This window comes from Pseudomonas sp. JL27(2026), assembly GCF_056933555.1.
Genome location: NZ_CM167794.1, coordinates 4,972,611 through 4,988,404, shown reverse-complemented (window position 1 = coordinate 4,988,404; position 15,794 = coordinate 4,972,611). Strand labels below are relative to the sequence as shown.

14 protein-coding genes are annotated in these 15,794 nt (G+C 60.0%); 6 read left to right on the top strand and 8 right to left on the bottom strand.

Annotated features, from left to right (window positions below):
- Positions 1–140 precede the first annotated feature (140 nt).
- The 3 genes from AC1Z1G_RS22700 to AC1Z1G_RS22690 are packed head-to-tail and all read left to right on the top strand — an operon-like array spanning position 141 to position 3,706.
- A complete protein-coding gene (locus AC1Z1G_RS22700; RefSeq protein ID WP_483622556.1) occupies positions 141–800 on the top strand; it encodes a paraquat-inducible protein A in 660 nt (219 codons plus the stop codon).
- The gene (locus AC1Z1G_RS22695) at positions 787–1,410 is read left to right on the top strand and encodes a paraquat-inducible protein A (RefSeq protein WP_483622555.1); all 624 of its coding nucleotides are present in this window, start codon (positions 787–789) and stop codon (positions 1,408–1,410) included. The genes AC1Z1G_RS22700 and AC1Z1G_RS22695 overlap by 14 nt, the downstream gene beginning before the upstream one ends.
- Positions 1,403–3,706: a PqiB family protein gene (locus tag AC1Z1G_RS22690; protein WP_483622554.1), complete on the top strand. Its 2,304-nt coding sequence runs from the start codon at positions 1,403–1,405 to the stop codon at positions 3,704–3,706. The genes AC1Z1G_RS22695 and AC1Z1G_RS22690 overlap by 8 nt, the downstream gene beginning before the upstream one ends.
- Before the next feature lie 142 nt (positions 3,707–3,848).
- On the opposite strand, the gene mksF is transcribed toward AC1Z1G_RS22690, so the two are convergent.
- From mksF to mksB, 3 genes are read right to left on the bottom strand one after another with little or no spacing between them, the layout of a single operon-like run.
- A complete protein-coding gene (gene mksF / locus AC1Z1G_RS22685; protein ID WP_483622553.1) occupies positions 3,849–6,689 on the bottom strand; it encodes an Mks condensin complex protein MksF in 2,841 nt (946 codons plus the stop codon).
- The gene (gene mksE / locus AC1Z1G_RS22680) at positions 6,686–7,387 is read right to left on the bottom strand and encodes an Mks condensin complex protein MksE (protein ID WP_483622552.1); all 702 of its coding nucleotides are present in this window, start codon (positions 7,385–7,387) and stop codon (positions 6,686–6,688) included. The genes mksF and mksE overlap by 4 nt, the downstream gene beginning before the upstream one ends.
- Positions 7,377–8,654, bottom strand: coding sequence for an Mks condensin complex protein MksB (gene mksB / locus AC1Z1G_RS22675; RefSeq protein WP_054598235.1), 1,278 nt, complete (start codon positions 8,652–8,654; stop codon positions 7,377–7,379). The genes mksE and mksB overlap by 11 nt, the downstream gene beginning before the upstream one ends.
- A 217-nt stretch (positions 8,655–8,871) precedes the next feature.
- On the opposite strand from mksB, the gene AC1Z1G_RS22670 reads away from it, so the two are divergent.
- The gene (locus tag AC1Z1G_RS22670) at positions 8,872–9,618 is read left to right on the top strand and encodes an energy transducer TonB (RefSeq protein WP_483627972.1); all 747 of its coding nucleotides are present in this window, start codon (positions 8,872–8,874) and stop codon (positions 9,616–9,618) included.
- Positions 9,611–10,063 (top strand): ribosomal protein S18-alanine N-acetyltransferase, encoded by a 453-nt coding sequence (gene rimI / locus AC1Z1G_RS22665; protein ID WP_095169027.1) that lies wholly within the window; start codon positions 9,611–9,613, stop codon positions 10,061–10,063. The genes AC1Z1G_RS22670 and rimI overlap by 8 nt, the downstream gene beginning before the upstream one ends.
- 155 nt (positions 10,064–10,218) lie before the next feature.
- On the opposite strand, the gene AC1Z1G_RS22660 is transcribed toward rimI, so the two are convergent.
- Positions 10,219–10,617 carry a serine kinase/phosphatase gene (locus AC1Z1G_RS22660; protein WP_483622551.1) on the bottom strand — a complete coding sequence of 133 codons (399 nt, stop codon included), beginning with the start codon at positions 10,615–10,617 and terminating at the stop codon, positions 10,219–10,221.
- A 153-nt stretch (positions 10,618–10,770) separates the two neighbouring features.
- Between AC1Z1G_RS22660 and can the strand changes: the two genes are divergently transcribed.
- Entirely contained in the window at positions 10,771–11,415 is a 645-nt protein-coding gene (gene can, locus AC1Z1G_RS22655) for a carbonate dehydratase (RefSeq protein WP_483622550.1), read from the top strand.
- A gap of 10 nt (positions 11,416–11,425) precedes the next feature.
- Here can and AC1Z1G_RS22650 read toward each other — a convergent pair whose 3' ends face one another.
- From AC1Z1G_RS22650 to AC1Z1G_RS22635, 4 genes are all read right to left on the bottom strand, one after another.
- The gene (locus tag AC1Z1G_RS22650; protein ID WP_483622549.1) at positions 11,426–11,947 is read right to left on the bottom strand and encodes a lysine methyltransferase; all 522 of its coding nucleotides are present in this window, start codon (positions 11,945–11,947) and stop codon (positions 11,426–11,428) included.
- Between the two features lie 182 nt (positions 11,948–12,129).
- Positions 12,130–13,302: a hypothetical protein gene (locus tag AC1Z1G_RS22645; RefSeq protein ID WP_483622548.1), complete on the bottom strand. Its 1,173-nt coding sequence runs from the start codon at positions 13,300–13,302 to the stop codon at positions 12,130–12,132.
- 185 nt (positions 13,303–13,487) lie between these two features.
- Complete coding sequence (locus AC1Z1G_RS22640; protein WP_483622547.1) at positions 13,488–13,808, bottom strand: hypothetical protein; 321 nt, start codon at positions 13,806–13,808, stop codon at positions 13,488–13,490.
- A 240-nt stretch (positions 13,809–14,048) separates the two neighbouring features.
- Positions 14,049–15,746, bottom strand: coding sequence for an acid phosphatase (locus tag AC1Z1G_RS22635; RefSeq protein ID WP_483622546.1), 1,698 nt, complete (start codon positions 15,744–15,746; stop codon positions 14,049–14,051).
- Positions 15,747–15,794: the final 48 nt, after the last annotated feature.

Sequence of the window (15,794 nt, the reverse complement as noted above, 5' to 3'; positions counted from 1 at the left end):
CGAAACCCCTATCTGCGTATGCAGGTAGGGGTTTTGTTTTGCCTGCGAAAAAGTTGGCTGTGATATCAACAAATTTGCACAGTTATTTTCGAGCCAGAACACTAGAATAGCTCCCTACCTTTTTAGAGCCTGAGTCTCTTATGACCGATCCGGTTGACGCCTCAGGGCTGTCAGATTTACCGCTGGACGATTTGGTGGCGTGCCATGAGTGCGACTTGCTGATGCGCAAGCCCATACTCGCCCATGGTGAGAAAGCCCTGTGCCCGCGTTGTGGTTACGAGTTGTATGCCCATCGGCACAATGTCGTGGAACGTAGCCTCGCGTTGGTGATTGCCGCTCTGTTGCTGTACATCCCGGCGAACTTTTTGCCCATTATGCAGCTCAATCTACTCGGACAGTCGTCGCACGATACTGTCTGGAGTGGCGTGGTCGGCTTGTTCGATACAGGTATGCAAGGCGTAGCCGTCGTGGTGTTCCTGTGCAGCATGGGTATCCCTCTGCTCAAACTGCTCTGTCAGTTATTCGTCTTGCTGACTATTCGTCTGAATGTCGGACGCAGTTATGGCTTGCTGCTCTATCGCATATACCACCACCTACGCGACTGGGGGATGTTGGAGGTCTACCTGATGGGGGTGCTGGTGGCCATCGTCAAACTGGCGGATATGGCGGCGATCACCATCGGTCTTGGCCTGGTGTGTTTTGTCAGTTTATTGCTGGTTCAGGTCTGGCTGGAGGTGGTGATGTCGCCCCATCAGATCTGGCAAGCCTTGTCGGGAGAAGACGCTCATGCGGGCGATTGATGCGGGCATTCTGATTTGTGCCGAATGCCACGAATTGAACAAGCAGGACCCGGACACCGACGAGCAGGTCTGCACGCGGTGCGGAGCCTTGGTGCATGCGCGTCGGCCGAACAGCCTGATGCGGACCTGGGCACTGCTGATTACCGCCGCGATTCTCTACATTCCGGCGAATGTGCTGCCGATCATGACGGTTAGTGCACTGGGCCAGGGTGATCCGAGCACCATCATGTCCGGGGTGATCCAGTTGGTTCAGCACGGCATGATTCCGATTGCTGCGGTGGTGTTTGTCGCGAGCATTCTGGTACCTACCTTCAAACTTGTCGGTATTGCCTTGCTGTTGTTTTCGGTGCAACGCCACCAACCGTTATCGGCTCGGCAACGCATCGTCATGTATCGGTTTATCGAGTTCATTGGCCGTTGGTCAATGCTGGATATTTTTGTGATCGCCATTCTGGTGGCGGTGGTGAATTTCGGTCGGCTTGCCAGCGTCGAGGCCAATCTTGGCGCGGTGGCTTTTGCCAGTGTGGTGATTTTGACGATGCTTGCCGCAGTAACTTTCGATCCCCGACTGATTTGGGATAACACGGAGTCGGACGACGACCATGACTGATTTGCCTAAAGCTAAAACCCGACCGGCCTCCAACTGGTCGGCTATCTGGGTGTTGCCGTTGATTGCCCTGATTATCGGTGGGTGGTTGGGCTGGCGTGCCTATAACGAAACGGGTATCGAGGTGCATGTCCGTTTTGAAAGTGGTGAGGGCATCCAGGCCAACAAGACCGAGGTGGTCTACAAAGGCATGTCGGTCGGCAAGGTCAAGAGCCTGACGCTTGATGATGAAGGGGCGTCCAAGGGGGTGATTGCCACCGTCGAAATGAACAAGGACGTCGAGCAATACCTCAAGACAGGCACCCGTTTCTGGCTGGTGAAACCGAGCGTTTCCCTGGCCGGGATTACCGGTTTGGAAACCCTGGTGTCGGGTAACTATGTGGCGATTAGCCCAGGCGAAGGTGAGCCGAGCCGCAAGTTCAAGGCCTTGGCCGAAGAGCCGCCGCTGTCGGATTCCAAGCCGGGCCTGCACCTGACCATCAAGGCTGATCGTCTTGGTTCGCTGAGTCGCGGCAGCCCGGTGTTTTACAAGCAGATTCGTGTCGGCCAGGTGAAAAGCTACCTGCTGTCAGAAGATCAGAGCACGGTCGAACTCAAGGTTTTTATCGAACCGACTTACGCCAGTCTGGTTCGCAAACACACGCGCTTCTGGAACGCCAGTGGCATCAGCATCGACGCGAACCTGTCCGGGGTCAAAGTTCGCAGCGAATCGTTGGCGAGCATCGTCGCCGGCGGTATTGCGTTTGCCACGCCGGAGAACCGCAAGGACAGCCCACCGACTGACCCGAGCCTGCCATTCCGCCTGTATGAAGATTTCGACGCGGCACAGGCCGGAATCCGGGTCAAAGTGAAACTCAGCGACTTTGAAGGCTTGCAGGCCGGTCGCACGCCGGTGATGTACAAAGGCATTCAGGTCGGCAGTTTGAAAGCGCTGAAGGTCGACCCTGATCTGTCCAGCGCCAGTGCCGAGTTGACCCTTGATCCGTTGGCCGAGGATTACCTGGTCAGCGGGACTCAGTTCTGGGTGGTCAAGCCGTCGATTTCACTGGCTGGCATCACCGGCCTGGAAGCGTTGGTGAAGGGTAACTACATCGCGATCCGCCCCGGTGACAAGGGGAGCGCACCGCAGCGTGAGTTTGAGGCGCGCGCCAAGGCGCCGCCGCTGGACCTGCGTTCGCCGGGCCTGCACATGGTGCTGTTTACCGAGAACTTGGGCTCACTGGAAGTCGGCAGTCCGATTCTCTACAAGCAGGTCAAGGTCGGTTCGGTGCAGAGTTACCAGTTCTCGCGCACCAAGAAGCAGTTGGTCATCGGTGTGCATATCGAGAAAGAGTACGAAGGGCTGGTCAACGGCTCGACGCGTTTCTGGAATGCCAGTGGCATTACTCTTTCGGGTGGCTTGACCGGTGGGATTCAGGTCAAGAGTGAGTCGCTGCAAAGTCTTATGGCCGGTGGCATTGCCTTCGAAACGCCTATCGCGAATGTTCCGTTGCGCAAGCGCATTCCACGCTTCCGGCTGTTTGCCAGCCGTGAAGAGGCGAGCCAGAAGGGCGCGGTGGTGACCATCAAGGTCGACCGTGCCGATGGTTTGCGCAGTGGCACGCCGATTCGCTTCAAGGGCCTGGACGTTGGCAAAGTTGAAAGCGTCGACTTGAGCGATGACTTGCAGTCGGTCCTGCTCACCGCTCGTATCACCGAGGTGCCGGATCGCATCGCCAGGGTGGGCAGCCAGTTCTGGGTGGTCAAGCCTGAGCTGGGCCTGATCAAAACCTCGAACCTCGAAACCCTGGTGACGGGTCAGTACATCGAAGTGCAGCCAGCGGCGAAGAACCAGGGGCCGCAAAAGAACTTTGTTGCCCTGGAGCAGCCACCGGAAGACTCTGCGCGAGAGGAGGGTTTGAGTCTGGTGCTGAGTGCTGCTCGACGCGGTTCATTGAAGACCGGTGTGCCCGTGACCTACCGCGAAATTACCGTGGGTAAAGTCACCGGTTATGAGTTGGGCCAGACCGCTGACCGGGTGCTGATCCATATCCTGATCGAACCCAAGTACGCACCGTTGGTGCGTGGCGGCAGTCGGTTCTGGAATACCAGCGGTTTTGGCGTGGACTTTGGCCTGTTCAAGGGCGCGACCGTGCGCACCGAATCACTGGAAACCCTGATCGCCGGCGGTATTGCCTTTGCGACCCCGGACGGTGAACGCATGGGGAACCCGGCGCGACCAGAGCAGACGTTCCCGTTGTTCGACAAGTTCGAGGACGAGTGGCTGTTGTGGGCGCCGAAAATCTCACTCGGCAAGTAGTTTACTGGTGTCTGGGATACCGCCATCGCGAGCCTGCTCGCGATGGGGCCCTCAAGACCGCCAGAGAAGCTAATGAATACTCGTAAAAAAGGCCGCGATCCATTGGATCGCGGCCTTTTTTATTGCCTTCGATTAACGCAAATCAAACCGCATCCAGCTCCGGCTCATCGGCTTGTACGTTGACCGCTGGCTTCACTTCATCGTGGCGACGGATGTACTTCCAGTCTGCCTCGTCGATGTAGATGCCGTTCGGTCCGCTGCCGCCTTCCAGGTCGATGGCGACACTGGCGCAAACCTGCGGCTTCACACTGGCCAGGATCGGCACGAAGCCCAGTTGCAGGCTGGTTTCCAGCAAGGCTGCCTGGTTTTTCTCGTCGATGTCCGCGGCCTCGTCGAGGTAGTACGGCAGGCGCACGCGACCGGCCTGGTCGCGGTCCATCAAGTGCAGCAACAAGTACATGTTGGTCAGCGCCTTGATGGTCATGGTGGTGCCGTTGGACGCGGCGCCATCGATGTCGGTGTGAATCACCGGTTGACCGTTGACCTTGGTGATTTCGAACGCGAGCTCGAACAAGTCTTTGAGGCCGAGCTGGTTGTGGTTCGCCGCCACCAGACGCGCCAGGTATTCCTTGGCTTCTTCGTTCTTGTTGTCCTGATCGGCGCTTTGGCTCAGGTCGAACACGGAGAGGGTTTCGCCTTCTTCGTATTGACCGGCGCTGTGGATGATCTGGTCGATGTGCTTGAGGGCTTCCTTGTTCGGCGCGAGCACGATGCGAAAGCTCTGCAGGTTGGAGACCTGACGCTTGTTGATCTCGCGGTTGAACAGCGCCAGTTGGTGCTCAAGGCTGTCGTAATCGCTGCGAATGTTGCGCAGGGTCCGGGCGATGTCGGTTACGGCTGCACGGCGTGCCTTGCCCAGGGTCAGGGCTTCGTCGGTACGGTGCGCGTAAGCGTTGATCAGCAATTGCAGGCGACGCTCGACGTCATCCTCGCTGTCGAACTTGGCCACGCCTTTGAGGCGAACCTGAGCGTACAGCGCTTCGATCTGACCGTCGACGCGCAGCAACCCTTGCCAACTGTCCTGATAGTCATTGAGCAGCGGCAGCAGGTTGTCCATGGAATCGTCGATCGGGTCCATGAACGGCGTGCCGAAGGGCAGGTCAGCCGGCAGCAACTGACGGCGGCGCAGGGCGTCGTCGAGGGTGCGCTGCTTGGCTTCCATGTCGCCGATCTGGCGGCCGACCAGTTGCAGCTTGGCCGACAGTTGCTGGACGCGTTCGGTGAAGGCATCGCTGGAGCGTTTCAACTCGTCCTGCGCGGCTTCCATCTGCGCTAACTGCTCCAGCTTGTCACCCTCTTCGGCGCTCAGGGTTTGCGAGCGACGGAAGTCTTCCAGGGCTTTTTGCGCATCCAGCACTTGCTGGTACAGCGCTTCGGTCTGGGTCTTGCTGGCCGCACGGTCTGCCGCCACGGCTTGCTGTGTCTTAAGCTGCTTGAGTTCTTTGTCCAGCCGCTCTTTTTGATCGCGCAACGCGGCGCGGTCGGCCAAGGCTTGCAGGGCTGGTGGCTCGATGTGCGAGAGGTCGATGGACAGGCCCGGCGCTTCAAAGCGCTCGCCTTTGAAGCTGTCGAGAATCAGCTCCATGGATTTGACCCATTGACCGTCGTCGTCCAGCGCAATGCCATGCTCGCCCAGCGGCAAGCTGAACAGGGCGCTGTTGAACAGGCGCATCAGACGCTCCACATCCTGTTGCGAGAACTCTTCGCGCAGGCGGGCGTAGCTGTTGTTGTCAGCGTGATCGAGTTGCTGCTTGACCGACTTCAGGCGTTTTTCCAGGTCCCGCAGACGCTCTTCGAGGTCTTCGGCGCTGAATTGACGAGACTGCGCCAGCGCACCGGCCAGCTCATCGTGGGCATCCTTGGCGGCCAGCAATTGTTGTTCCAGGACTTTGACGTCATCGACCAACGCGAAGCGATGCTTGAGCACCGACAACTCGCCGAGCCAGCGCTGGATGCCGGTGATCTCGCGCTCCAGGCGCATCAGTTCCTGAGTCCCGCCGCGCTGATCGTTTTGCAGGGCATCCTGCTCGTTGCGGTAGTGTTCGGCCTGGATCGTCAGCTCTTCCTTGCGGGCGCCGGCGTAGTCCGACCAGGTGCCCAGCAAGGAGTCGAGCAGTGGCGAGATGCGGTGCAACTTGCCGCGCAGGATATTGCGCTGGGTGACGCCTGCCGAAAGGGCCTCGACCAAGGGACCGGCGGTGACCAGCGAGTTGTAGTCCTGCTCCATGCGCCGCACATCGCGGAACGCTTCTTCGCACGCGGCGATGTAATCGACGCTGCCAGAACGCAGGCTGTGCTCGAACGCGTCGAGGAACAACTGCTTGAGCTTGGCCGCGGTGATTTCGCGCATGTGCAGCAGGTTGATGAACAGCGCACGGAAGGTCTTCAGGCTCTGCTCGCTGGTGGAGCGCAGCGGGATCAGCGTCAAGTCCAGCGGAACCGAGGTGTGACCGCCCACCAGCAAGCGACGCAGTTCATCGGGCTTGAGTTCGTAGGCTTTCAGGCCCTGGCGCTCAAGGTTGTTGAACAGCTCTTTCTGACGCAGGCAGGTGTCATCTTTCTGGTAGTGCGCCAGGTCGAGTTTGCCGGCGTAGGCGAAGAACTGGTGACCGAAACCACCGCCCGGGCCGCGCCCGACCACGCCGATGACGTGAGGGCCGTGAGGCAGCGAGACTTCGACCAGGATGTAACTGGTGTCCGAGGCAAAGTAGAAGCGCCGGGATTGTTCAAGGCTGTACTTGCCGAAGCTCATGTCCGACATGCGTGCCAGAATCGGGAACTGCAAGGCGTTGATCGAGGCGGATTTACCGAGGTTGTTCGCGCCGTAGACCGACAGCGGTTCTTCCAGCGGGAACAGGCCGAGGCTGTAGCCAGCGGTGTTCAGAAGGGCAAAGCGGCGGATGCCGTAACGTTCCTTGCTCATGCGTCGAGCTCCTGTTCTTCGGCAATGGCACGGGCCATGGCGTCTTCTTCGCTTTCTTCAGCGAAGTCACTAAGGTCCAGCGGGTCATCGGTTTCCAGCAGTTTTTCGTCGCTGTCGTCATCGATCAGCACTGGCACCGGTAGCGGTAGCACGCTGTGCAGGCTGGCGGCCAGGTCGCGGTCCTGCTGGACCGACAGGCAGACGTCGAGGAAGCGGTGCATCGGCGGCAGGAAACGGTAAATACCGTTTTCTTCACCGGCGAACCCCAGCTGCGTCATGCGGCGCATGATTTTTTCTTCCAGCTCTTCCTGGGTCTGTACTTCGGCCTGGATGAACAGGTCACGGTACTTTTCCAGCAAGGAGGGCAGTTCATCGCGACCGAGGCTGCCGCCGTCGAGCACGGCAATCGGGTCGCGGCCCTGGTCGGCCAAGTGTTCGACGAGGATAAAGGTGAACAACGCCAGGCGCTGGGCGGTCTTGTTCACCGCAGCGGCGGCGAGGTCCGGCACAAAGTAGTAGAAACCACGCGTGTCGCAGACCAGTTCAAACCCCAGGGCCTTGAACAGCGTGCGGTATTGGTCCTGAAAGTTCGACAGCTGCGCGTAGAGTTCAGGATCGCGACGGCTGACGTGGTAGCCCTTGAACAGCTCGCGAAAGATCGGCGCCAGCTGAGACAGTTCGGATAGATCAAGATGCATTAGATGTGCTCGCAGAATTCTCGGGCGCGTCATCGCGGGCCGAGAGCAGGGCGAAGGAGCGCAGGCTGACCTGGTGCTCGTGAGTGTGGTAATCGCGGCGTTCCAGACGCTCGCGCTTGAAGCGTTTTTCCCGTGACAGACGGGAGAACCAGTACAGCAACTCGTCGGTCGCGCCGTCCGGTTCCTGTTCCAGCAGCCAGGTCATCAAGTCCGGCATTGGCAGCGCGTCTTCGCAGCGTTCGAGCATTTCCCGGACGGTGCGTGGTGCCCGAGGGGCTTCGCCTTTTTGCGTTTTGTGGGCCTTGGGGAAACGCGCCGGTTTCGGCTCGAAACGCGCCAGGGCATAGACGTAGGCTTCGACCTGGCTGGCGCTGCCGAGGAAGGTGCTTTGCGGTCGGGTGAACATCGGCATGGCCGCTTGCGGCACCGCATCGATGCCCTTGCGACGAATCATCGACAAGGCCAGCGCCGCGCCACGGGTCACGGCGTTGTGACGGCGGGCTTCTTCACGCAGCGGCAGCAGCAGTTCGCGAGCGTGACGCAGGGTCAACTGGGCGCTGGTCTGCATTTCGAGGATGCGCGCATGGGTGCGCAGCAGCATGTCGTCATCGACCAGGTGGCCGAGGCGCTGCTGTTCGCTGAGCATGCGCAACAGCACGTTTTCAACCTTGCGCACGCCTTGCTCGAACGCGCCGTCGGCGTTCACCAGTTGGATCATCGGCTCGACGTATTCGTCCCAGGTCGCCAGGACTTCGGCGTAACGCTGGCGCAGCGGGATCTGCCGGTCGCTGGTCTTGGCCCGTTCGGCGACAGCCACCAGGGCTTGTTCGTCGTTGGCGAGTTTTTTCAGCACATCGCGTACGCGCATGTCGAGCAAGCGCAGTTGGCGCGCCAGGTCGTTGCCATCACGGATGTCGAAGGCGTCCTGGATGTAACCGGCCAGCCGCTCCAGATGGCGCAGGTAGGCTTCGATTTCCAGGCACAGGCCCAAGCGGTGCTCGCGGCGCAGGTAGGCGAGGAAGTCGTGGATCTGCGCGTTCAGTTCAAACCGGTTCGGGCTTTTGGCCACGGGCACCAGAATGTCGAGGCGAATCCACACATCCAGCAGGCTGGTGATGTCCTGTGGTGTGCTGTCCAGTTGCTGGGCGGCCAGTTGCGAGCGCAGTTCGTTGAGGCTCAGGGTGCCTTGGTCGAAGTGCTCGCACAACGGCTCCAGAAGTGCCCAGTGTTCAGCGAGGGCGCGCAAGACGCGCTTGGGTTCGATCATGGTAATGGCCGGTTGGTTGGCGATTAAAAGCGGCGATTGTACTGCATCGCACGCGATGGGAATCCCTCTCGGGCGATCGACGGGACGGACAGTCTGCTTTCTATCGATCAACAGCGGGCGATCTTGAGCGAAGGGCGGTAGAATCCTCGCACTTTAGTTATCCACAAGTGGCCGACCTTTGCTTATCGAGTCCCGTCGCCGCGCCTATTTGACCGCCATGCAGGTGGTCAACTGGCTGCCGCGCACCGAATTGCCCTTTGCCGCGCCATCACGGCCCGAGCTGCTGGAAGCGCCAGAGCCGTTGGTCGAGACGCCGATGATGCCTGCTCAGGTCGCGAAAGCGCCTGCAGAGCCCGCGCCCCGGCCAGCCGAGCGGGTCAAGATCGAGGTCCCGCGCCCGACGCCTTCGGTTGCACGCCCGGTGAGCAAACCGGCCGAAGACGCCGAGCCAGCACCGGTCGTGGTCAAGACGCCGCCCGTACCGCCGCCGCGTTTTGCCCTGCAATTGCTGCGTGCCGGCCGTTGCCTGCTGCTGGTGGAGTTGCCCACAGGCGAAGCGTTCCAGAGTCGCGACCCGGCCTATCTGCTGCTCAAGGACATGCTGCGCGCCGCCGGCCTGCCGGACAGCCCGCAAATTGTCGGCGAGCCGGTGCGCTGGCCGTTGCTGGCACGCGGAACCATGGATCAGGGCCCGGACGCCGCGCGCGACTTCGTGCAGGGTTTCCTCTCGGCTCGCCTGGAAGACGCGCCGTGTGTGTGCGTGTGGCTGATCGGCCTGCCCGCAGTGCGTTTTGCCGGTGAGGCGAATGCCGAGTCTTACAATCGCGAACTTCAGGTCGAAGGCCTGGGGTCGGTCTGGGCCCTGCCTGGCCTGGAATTATTAATGGATGAGCCACAGCGTAAGGCTGATGTCTGGCAAGCCATGCGTCGGCTGATGGCGCGCTGGAAAGAATCAAATGAGTGACGCTGTATCGTTCCGCCCCATGACCGAAGCGGATCTGGACGCTGTTCTGAAAATCGAATACGCGGCGTTCAGCCATCCCTGGACCCGCGGGATTTTTCTCGATGGGTTGGGCAAGTATCAGATCTGGTTGATGTTCGAAGGCCAGCAGCAGGTCGGTCACGGCGTGGTGCAGATCATCCTGGATGAAGCGCACCTGCTCAATATCACGGTCAAACCCGAGAATCAGGGCCGAGGCCTGGGGCTGACGCTGCTTGAGCACCTGATGTCGATTGCCTACAAGGCGCAGGCGCGGGAATGTTTCCTGGAAGTACGCGACAGCAACCGCGCGGCATTTCGGTTGTATGAGCGTTATGGCTTCAACGAGGTCGGCCGTCGCCGTGATTACTACCCGGCGGTGGGCGGGCGTGAAGATGCAGTTGTCATGGCCTGCACGTTGGTGGACTGATACATAACCATTGTGGCGAGGGAGCTTGCTCCCGTTGGGTCGAGAATCGGCCCTGAAATCAGCGACCGCGATTTATCAGACAGAGTGCGTTAGCCGATTTTACGACTGCTTCGCCCGAGCGCTGACCGGCGGGAGCAAGCTCCCTCGCCACAGGATCAACGATTCCCGTCAACAGGATCACGCTCTGCCATTTCCGCCTCATCCAGCCCATTGCCACCGCCAATTTCGTCTTCATCGACAATGCTCAAGTCCCAATCGGGGCTAAAATCTTCCCCGGCTTCGTGAGCATCGCGGGCACCGTCTTCACGGATCAGATTTCCCGGGCTCATGTCGTCTGACGATTCGTCGTCATCCGTCGAGTCCTCGTGCATGCCTGATTCACGCAGGTGTTTGCTGGGGATCGGTTGTGCACGCTGATGCTCGGGGATCAGGTCGCTAATGGTTTCGCCGGGTTCTTCATCGAAATCCAGTTCGCGCATCGTGCCCATGCGGTCTTCGTTGTCGTCGATGGGTTCGGGTTGTACCGCATCGAAAGGACGTCGTGATTCAGTCATGGCAAATCCTCATACTGTGGGCCTTACTACGGTGGACCTACAGCACCCTTGAAGATTCCCCCCGGCATGGACCACCGGGTATCTGCACCGCACGCGTGACCCCGACGGACGGTTGGCTGTCAAAGCTGCGCACCATTCTTGAGGCTTCCGAGCATGAACGAATTACAAGATCTGATTGATAACAACGAGCGTTGGGCCGATGCGATCAAGCAGGAAGATCCTGACTTCTTCGCCAAACTGGCCCGCCAGCAGACGCCTGAATACCTGTGGATCGGTTGTTCGGACGCCCGTGTACCGGCGAACGAGATTGTGGGCATGCTGCCGGGCGACTTGTTCGTGCACCGCAACGTGGCCAACGTTGTGCTGCACACTGACCTCAATTGCCTGTCGGTGATTCAGTACGCAGTGGACGTACTCAAGGTCAAACACATTCTGGTGACCGGGCACTACGGTTGCGGTGGCGTGCGTGCCTCGATGCAGGACCGCCAGTTGGGCCTGATCGACGGCTGGCTGCGCTCGATTCGTGATCTTTATTACGAGCACCGCGAAGCACTCGGGCAGTTGCCGACTGAAGAGGAGCGCGTCGACCGTCTCTGCGAGCTCAACGTGATCCAGCAAGTGGCCAACGTCGGCCACACCAGCATCGTGCAAAACGCCTGGCACCGTGGGCAGAGCCTGTCGATCCACGGTTGCATCTACGGCATCAAGGACGGTCGCTGGAAAAGCCTGAACGCGACCATCAGTGGTTTTGAGCAATTGCCGCCGCAATACCGTTTGCGCCCGGTCGGCGCACTGTAGGCCTCAGTGCCTAGCCGTGATGTCGATGCCTGTGTTGTAGAAACAACAGGCCTTCGGCATTGGGCGGTTCATCGTATCCGGTGATCCAGCCCCGGCAGTCGGGCGAGCCACACTGGCAGGCAAACTGACGCATCAGTTTGTCTTCGGTGCTGGCGTAGTCCATGCACAGCACGCTGCCGGGGGTGATGTCCTTCAAGGCCCATAACCACAGCTCACTCATGTCCAGGAACACGTTCGGGTCGCAGGAGTGCAGCAGCAATCCGGAAAAAAATGGATCGTGAACGTGAACGCCCGGTATCAGTTGCAGGGTGTGCCGTTGGCGAGCATGGGTCAGTAGCCCGGACACCCGGCACATACGGCTGATACGCAGGTAATCGCGCAACGCGGTGATGCCTGCACCCCGCCCATCGGCGGTCTGGATGACCTCAAAGTGCGCCCGGGAAGGGTAGCCCTGGCAGGTGCTGGTTTCTTCGTAAGGGTAAACGCAGTCGTTGAGCTGTGGGCGTGGCTTACCCTCGGCCAGAGATTTCATGACGATCCTTGTCTGTTGGGGGCTGCGACCTCTGGAGGCTGACGATCCTGTCCGCCCTGCAGCACATGGGTTCCCTTGGAGAGTCTCGTAAAAAAATGGAAAGGTCTACTGTCAAATCTGACAGTAGACATAACCTGTCCCCTGCGTAAGCAAACACTTACGCAGGGTCAGCGCTTGCAGGTCTACAGGTGCGGGACTGCCACGGAGGTCTCGGGCGCCGGGGCTTTCAGCTGATCGAGCTGGGTCTTGATCGACGTACTCACGCATTGGGCTTGAGCCTCTTCAGGCGTGAGATTGCGTACTGAAGTAAAGAACAGCTCGCAGGTTTTGACTTTGTCGGTCACCTGCCAGGTTTGTGTGCAACTTTTGAGCAGGGCGCTCGGGTCGCTGGCGGGTTTGCTGCCCATGCCGGCTTGCCAGCATGCGGCGCTGAGGTCTTGCCCCATGACTTTCAAACCTGCGGCATCGGCCTTGGCTTGATCGTTGTCATAGTTGGCCGGATCGGCGGCGTACCAGATGTAGCTTGGATGGTTGGAGCCCAGCACTGGCACCTTGACGCCTGCGCTCGGGCTGATTTGCGCCAGGCCCAGGACATTCACGGTGACACCGTATTGCAGCTTGATCCAGTTGCGCACCGGTGCGCCGAAGGCGACCATCGGCAAGGTCACGCCTGCGGCGGTCTGGCTGAATTGCTTGACCAGCGTGGTCTGGTAGTCGGTGAAGTAGCCGTAAACACCTTCCAGGTCTTTACCGGCGCTGGAGGGCGCGGCAATCGGGGCGATGTCGATGATCGTCTGAAAGGCCGGTGTCTGCTCTGGCGCAATGCCGTTGGCCGTCAGCAGCGTGGCCCAGCGGTCGGTGGTCTTGGACTCCAGATAATCCTGGGCCTGGGTCAGCGAGTAATCCGGTGGAAAGTGCAGCAACTCGACGCTCTTGCGGTTTTCCAGGGCCATGCCCAATGGCAGGAACAAGTACCAGCTGTAGGCCCACTTGCCGTCGGCGTTCAGTTTGCTGGCGCCGGTGTAGGCCAGGTCCCCGGCGTCGAGCAGCGCGGCCAGGGGCTTTTCATAACCGGCCGGTACACCGCTGATGGCGGCGTAGAGCTGATTGTTATCGGTTTTGACGCTGACTTTGGCGGCACTGTAACCGTCGCGCTGCACACTTTGGGTCAGGTAATGCTCGACTGTCTGTTCCAGTGTCCAGTTGCGAAAGCAGATGACGTTGCAATTGTTGGGGTAGGCGAACAGGCGTGTTACCCGCTCGCTGCTGCCCAGCTTCAGGTCGACATCGGCGTGGGCGGTGGCACTCAGCGCGAGCGCAGCGAGGGTGAGGCTCAATCCAGCGAGTTTGAACATGCTCAGATCCTTTTCAGCGATGTCCCGGCAGAGCGGGGGTGAACGCCATACTGGATCAGGATCGTGAGACAGAGAAGTGGGCGATGGCTGAATTTTTCATGGAGCTGAACGTACACATCCAGTGTTTCGGACTGCGCGTCTGTCAGTCCGCCTGACCGGCAGGCGGGCCAACGAATGGCACAGGGCTACAAGAGGCGTAATGCCAATTGGCTGCCCGCGTTCAGGTACTGGACTTGTGCCGCCACAGCATCTTTGACAATGGCTTCACCCGTGTCGCTCAGCTTCGCTCTTTTGGCGTCGATGACGCACAGCTGTAGCAATTGCATGGCCACATCCATTGCTTTTTGGAAGGCTGTGACGTTGTTGTGTTGGCCAAGCTCGCGAATCACGGCTTCCATTCGGCGGTCGGAGTCATCACGAAGTTGTTTGTATTCAGAAAACGAGACACTGCCATCCTTGTAGATTTCAGCCAGCATTTCTTCCAGGGTTTTTGATAGGGGAGACATCGATTGTTCATCCTTGAGGTAATGACTCAGTGGTTTACCCGAGTGGCATACGGTGCATGTGCAGGTCGAAGCTTAATGCAGGGATGAACAGATCGGCGGTAGGGCGCGCCTTTGTTTGATGTCGGGTCACACCGCCCCGCAATGTAAGACAGGGCGCTGTAATGGCTGCGCAGTAGTCACCCAATGATGTGGGATTCATGGAGTGGTCGCTCCTTGGGCGAGGAGCGACTGCCGTTCCGGTCAGGCGGAAAAATCCAGCGCATTGCTCAAATCGCCCATGGGTGTCTGCCCGCGGGCGATCATCGCCTCATCACGCTGCTTGATCCCGTCGAGCGTCTCCAGCTGGAACACCCGGGTGATCAACCGCAGGATCGACGCCGTGTCGTAAACCGTGTGGTCCACCGTGGCTTTGCGGGCGAAGGGTGACACCACCAACGCCGGCACCCGAGTGCCCGGGCCCCAGCGGTCGCCTTGCGGCGGCGCGACGTGGTCCCACCAGCCGCCGTTTTCATCGACCGTGACCACCACCACCATGTTTTTCCACTGCGGGCTCAGTTGCAGCACTTTCAGGGCGCGCACGATGTGCCGGTCGCCGGAGGCCACGTCGGCATAACCGGCGTGCATGTTCAGGTTGCCCTGGGGTTTGTAGAAACTCACTGCCGGCAGTTTGCCGGCCTCGGCGTCGGCGAAGAACCGGTTGGTGCTCGATTCGTCGCCCAGGCCGGCGTCGCGCAGGCGCTTGTTGCGTTCGGCCGGGTTGTGCGGGCCTTGCTGCTGGAAGTAGTTGAACGGCTGATGGTGATACTGGAAGTTGGGGATCTTGGGAATGCCGCCCGAGTCCTTGTACTGCTCCAGCGTCGCCTGCCAGGCGCCGGCGTACCAGGCCCAGTCGACGTTCTTTTTCGACAGTTTGTCGCCGATGTGTTCGTGGCTTTGCGGCACCAGCACGTTGGGCAGGTCGGGTTTTGAATAGTCGGGGCGTTCCAGGTCGCGGATCCAGGTCGGCCAGTAGGGCGGGGCCAGGGTGTTGACTGCGTAGCCATCCGGCGTCAGGGCGCTGGGGCCGAACTGCGGCGGGCCGGTCATGGCGCTGGCCGGCGATGCAGGCAGTGGCTTGAGGCGGGTGTCGAGCGGGTCATCGCTTTGCAGCGAAGCGATTTGCGATTTGGCCACTGAGGTGGCGGCGTCCGGGTAAAACGGCACGGCGGCACTGATCAGGTACTGATGGTTGAGAAACGAGCCGCCGAAGACGCCCTGGAAGAAGTTGTCGCAGAGCACGAAGTCCCGCGCCACATCCCACAGGCGCAGGGAGTAACGGCTTTGGGCGTAATGCCCCATGGTCAGGCCGCCCGAGTCGGCCCAGGCGACAAAGCGGTCGTTCTTGCCGCCGTTGATCTGCATCTGGTTTTGATAGAACACGTGCCACAGGTCCCGCGTCACCAGGCCGAACGGCAAGTCCTCGCCATTCGGGCCTTTGAGGGCGTAAGGCGCATTGGGCAGGTTTTCCTGAAACTGAGTGCCATTGGGGTAGGTCACGCCATCGAGGGTTTGCGGGCCGATCTGCAGCACGCCGCCCCAGGACGGTGGCAGGGTTTGCAGCAGGCTACCGTCCCGGTCGCGCTGTTGATACTCCTCGGGCTTGAGCGCGGACAAGGGTTTTTCAAGGCCCGGGAAATCGCCAAACAAATTGTTGAAACTGCGGTTCTCGGCGTAGATCACCACCACGGTTTTCACTTGATCGTGCAGGGCCTTGTCCAGTTCAGTGGCGGACAGCGGCCGTGCCTGCGGTTTGCCCGGTGCCTCGCTGGCATTGCTGCAACCGCTCAGTGTGGCGCCGACGCCCAGTACTGCCACGCCACCGAGGAAGCGTCGGCGGCTGGTGTCGGTGGGATTGCCGGTAGAAGGTGGTGCGTCGTTGCGGTTGTGGTCGTCGTTCATCCTGAATCCTGATGTTCAAAAAAGTGTTGCCGCATATTTCGGCTGGAG

Coding starts and splice junctions, on each gene's coding strand:
- AC1Z1G_RS22700 (WP_483622556.1), top strand. CDS start 141: ATGACCGATCCGGTTGACGCCTCAGGGCTGTCAGATTTACCGCTGGAC.
- AC1Z1G_RS22695 (WP_483622555.1), top strand. CDS start 787: ATGCGGGCGATTGATGCGGGCATTCTGATTTGTGCCGAATGCCACGAA.
- AC1Z1G_RS22690 (WP_483622554.1), top strand. CDS start 1,403: ATGACTGATTTGCCTAAAGCTAAAACCCGACCGGCCTCCAACTGGTCG.
- mksF (WP_483622553.1), bottom strand. CDS start 6,689: ATGAGCAAGGAACGTTACGGCATCCGCCGCTTTGCCCTTCTGAACACC.
- mksE (WP_483622552.1), bottom strand. CDS start 7,387: ATGCATCTTGATCTATCCGAACTGTCTCAGCTGGCGCCGATCTTTCGC.
- mksB (WP_054598235.1), bottom strand. CDS start 8,654: ATGATCGAACCCAAGCGCGTCTTGCGCGCCCTCGCTGAACACTGGGCA.
- AC1Z1G_RS22670 (WP_483627972.1), top strand. CDS start 8,872: ATGCAGGTGGTCAACTGGCTGCCGCGCACCGAATTGCCCTTTGCCGCG.
- rimI (WP_095169027.1), top strand. CDS start 9,611: ATGAGTGACGCTGTATCGTTCCGCCCCATGACCGAAGCGGATCTGGAC.
- AC1Z1G_RS22660 (WP_483622551.1), bottom strand. CDS start 10,617: ATGACTGAATCACGACGTCCTTTCGATGCGGTACAACCCGAACCCATC.
- can (WP_483622550.1), top strand. CDS start 10,771: ATGAACGAATTACAAGATCTGATTGATAACAACGAGCGTTGGGCCGAT.
- AC1Z1G_RS22650 (WP_483622549.1), bottom strand. CDS start 11,947: ATGAAATCTCTGGCCGAGGGTAAGCCACGCCCACAGCTCAACGACTGC.
- AC1Z1G_RS22645 (WP_483622548.1), bottom strand. CDS start 13,302: ATGTTCAAACTCGCTGGATTGAGCCTCACCCTCGCTGCGCTCGCGCTG.
- AC1Z1G_RS22640 (WP_483622547.1), bottom strand. CDS start 13,808: ATGTCTCCCCTATCAAAAACCCTGGAAGAAATGCTGGCTGAAATCTAC.
- AC1Z1G_RS22635 (WP_483622546.1), bottom strand. CDS start 15,746: ATGAACGACGACCACAACCGCAACGACGCACCACCTTCTACCGGCAAT.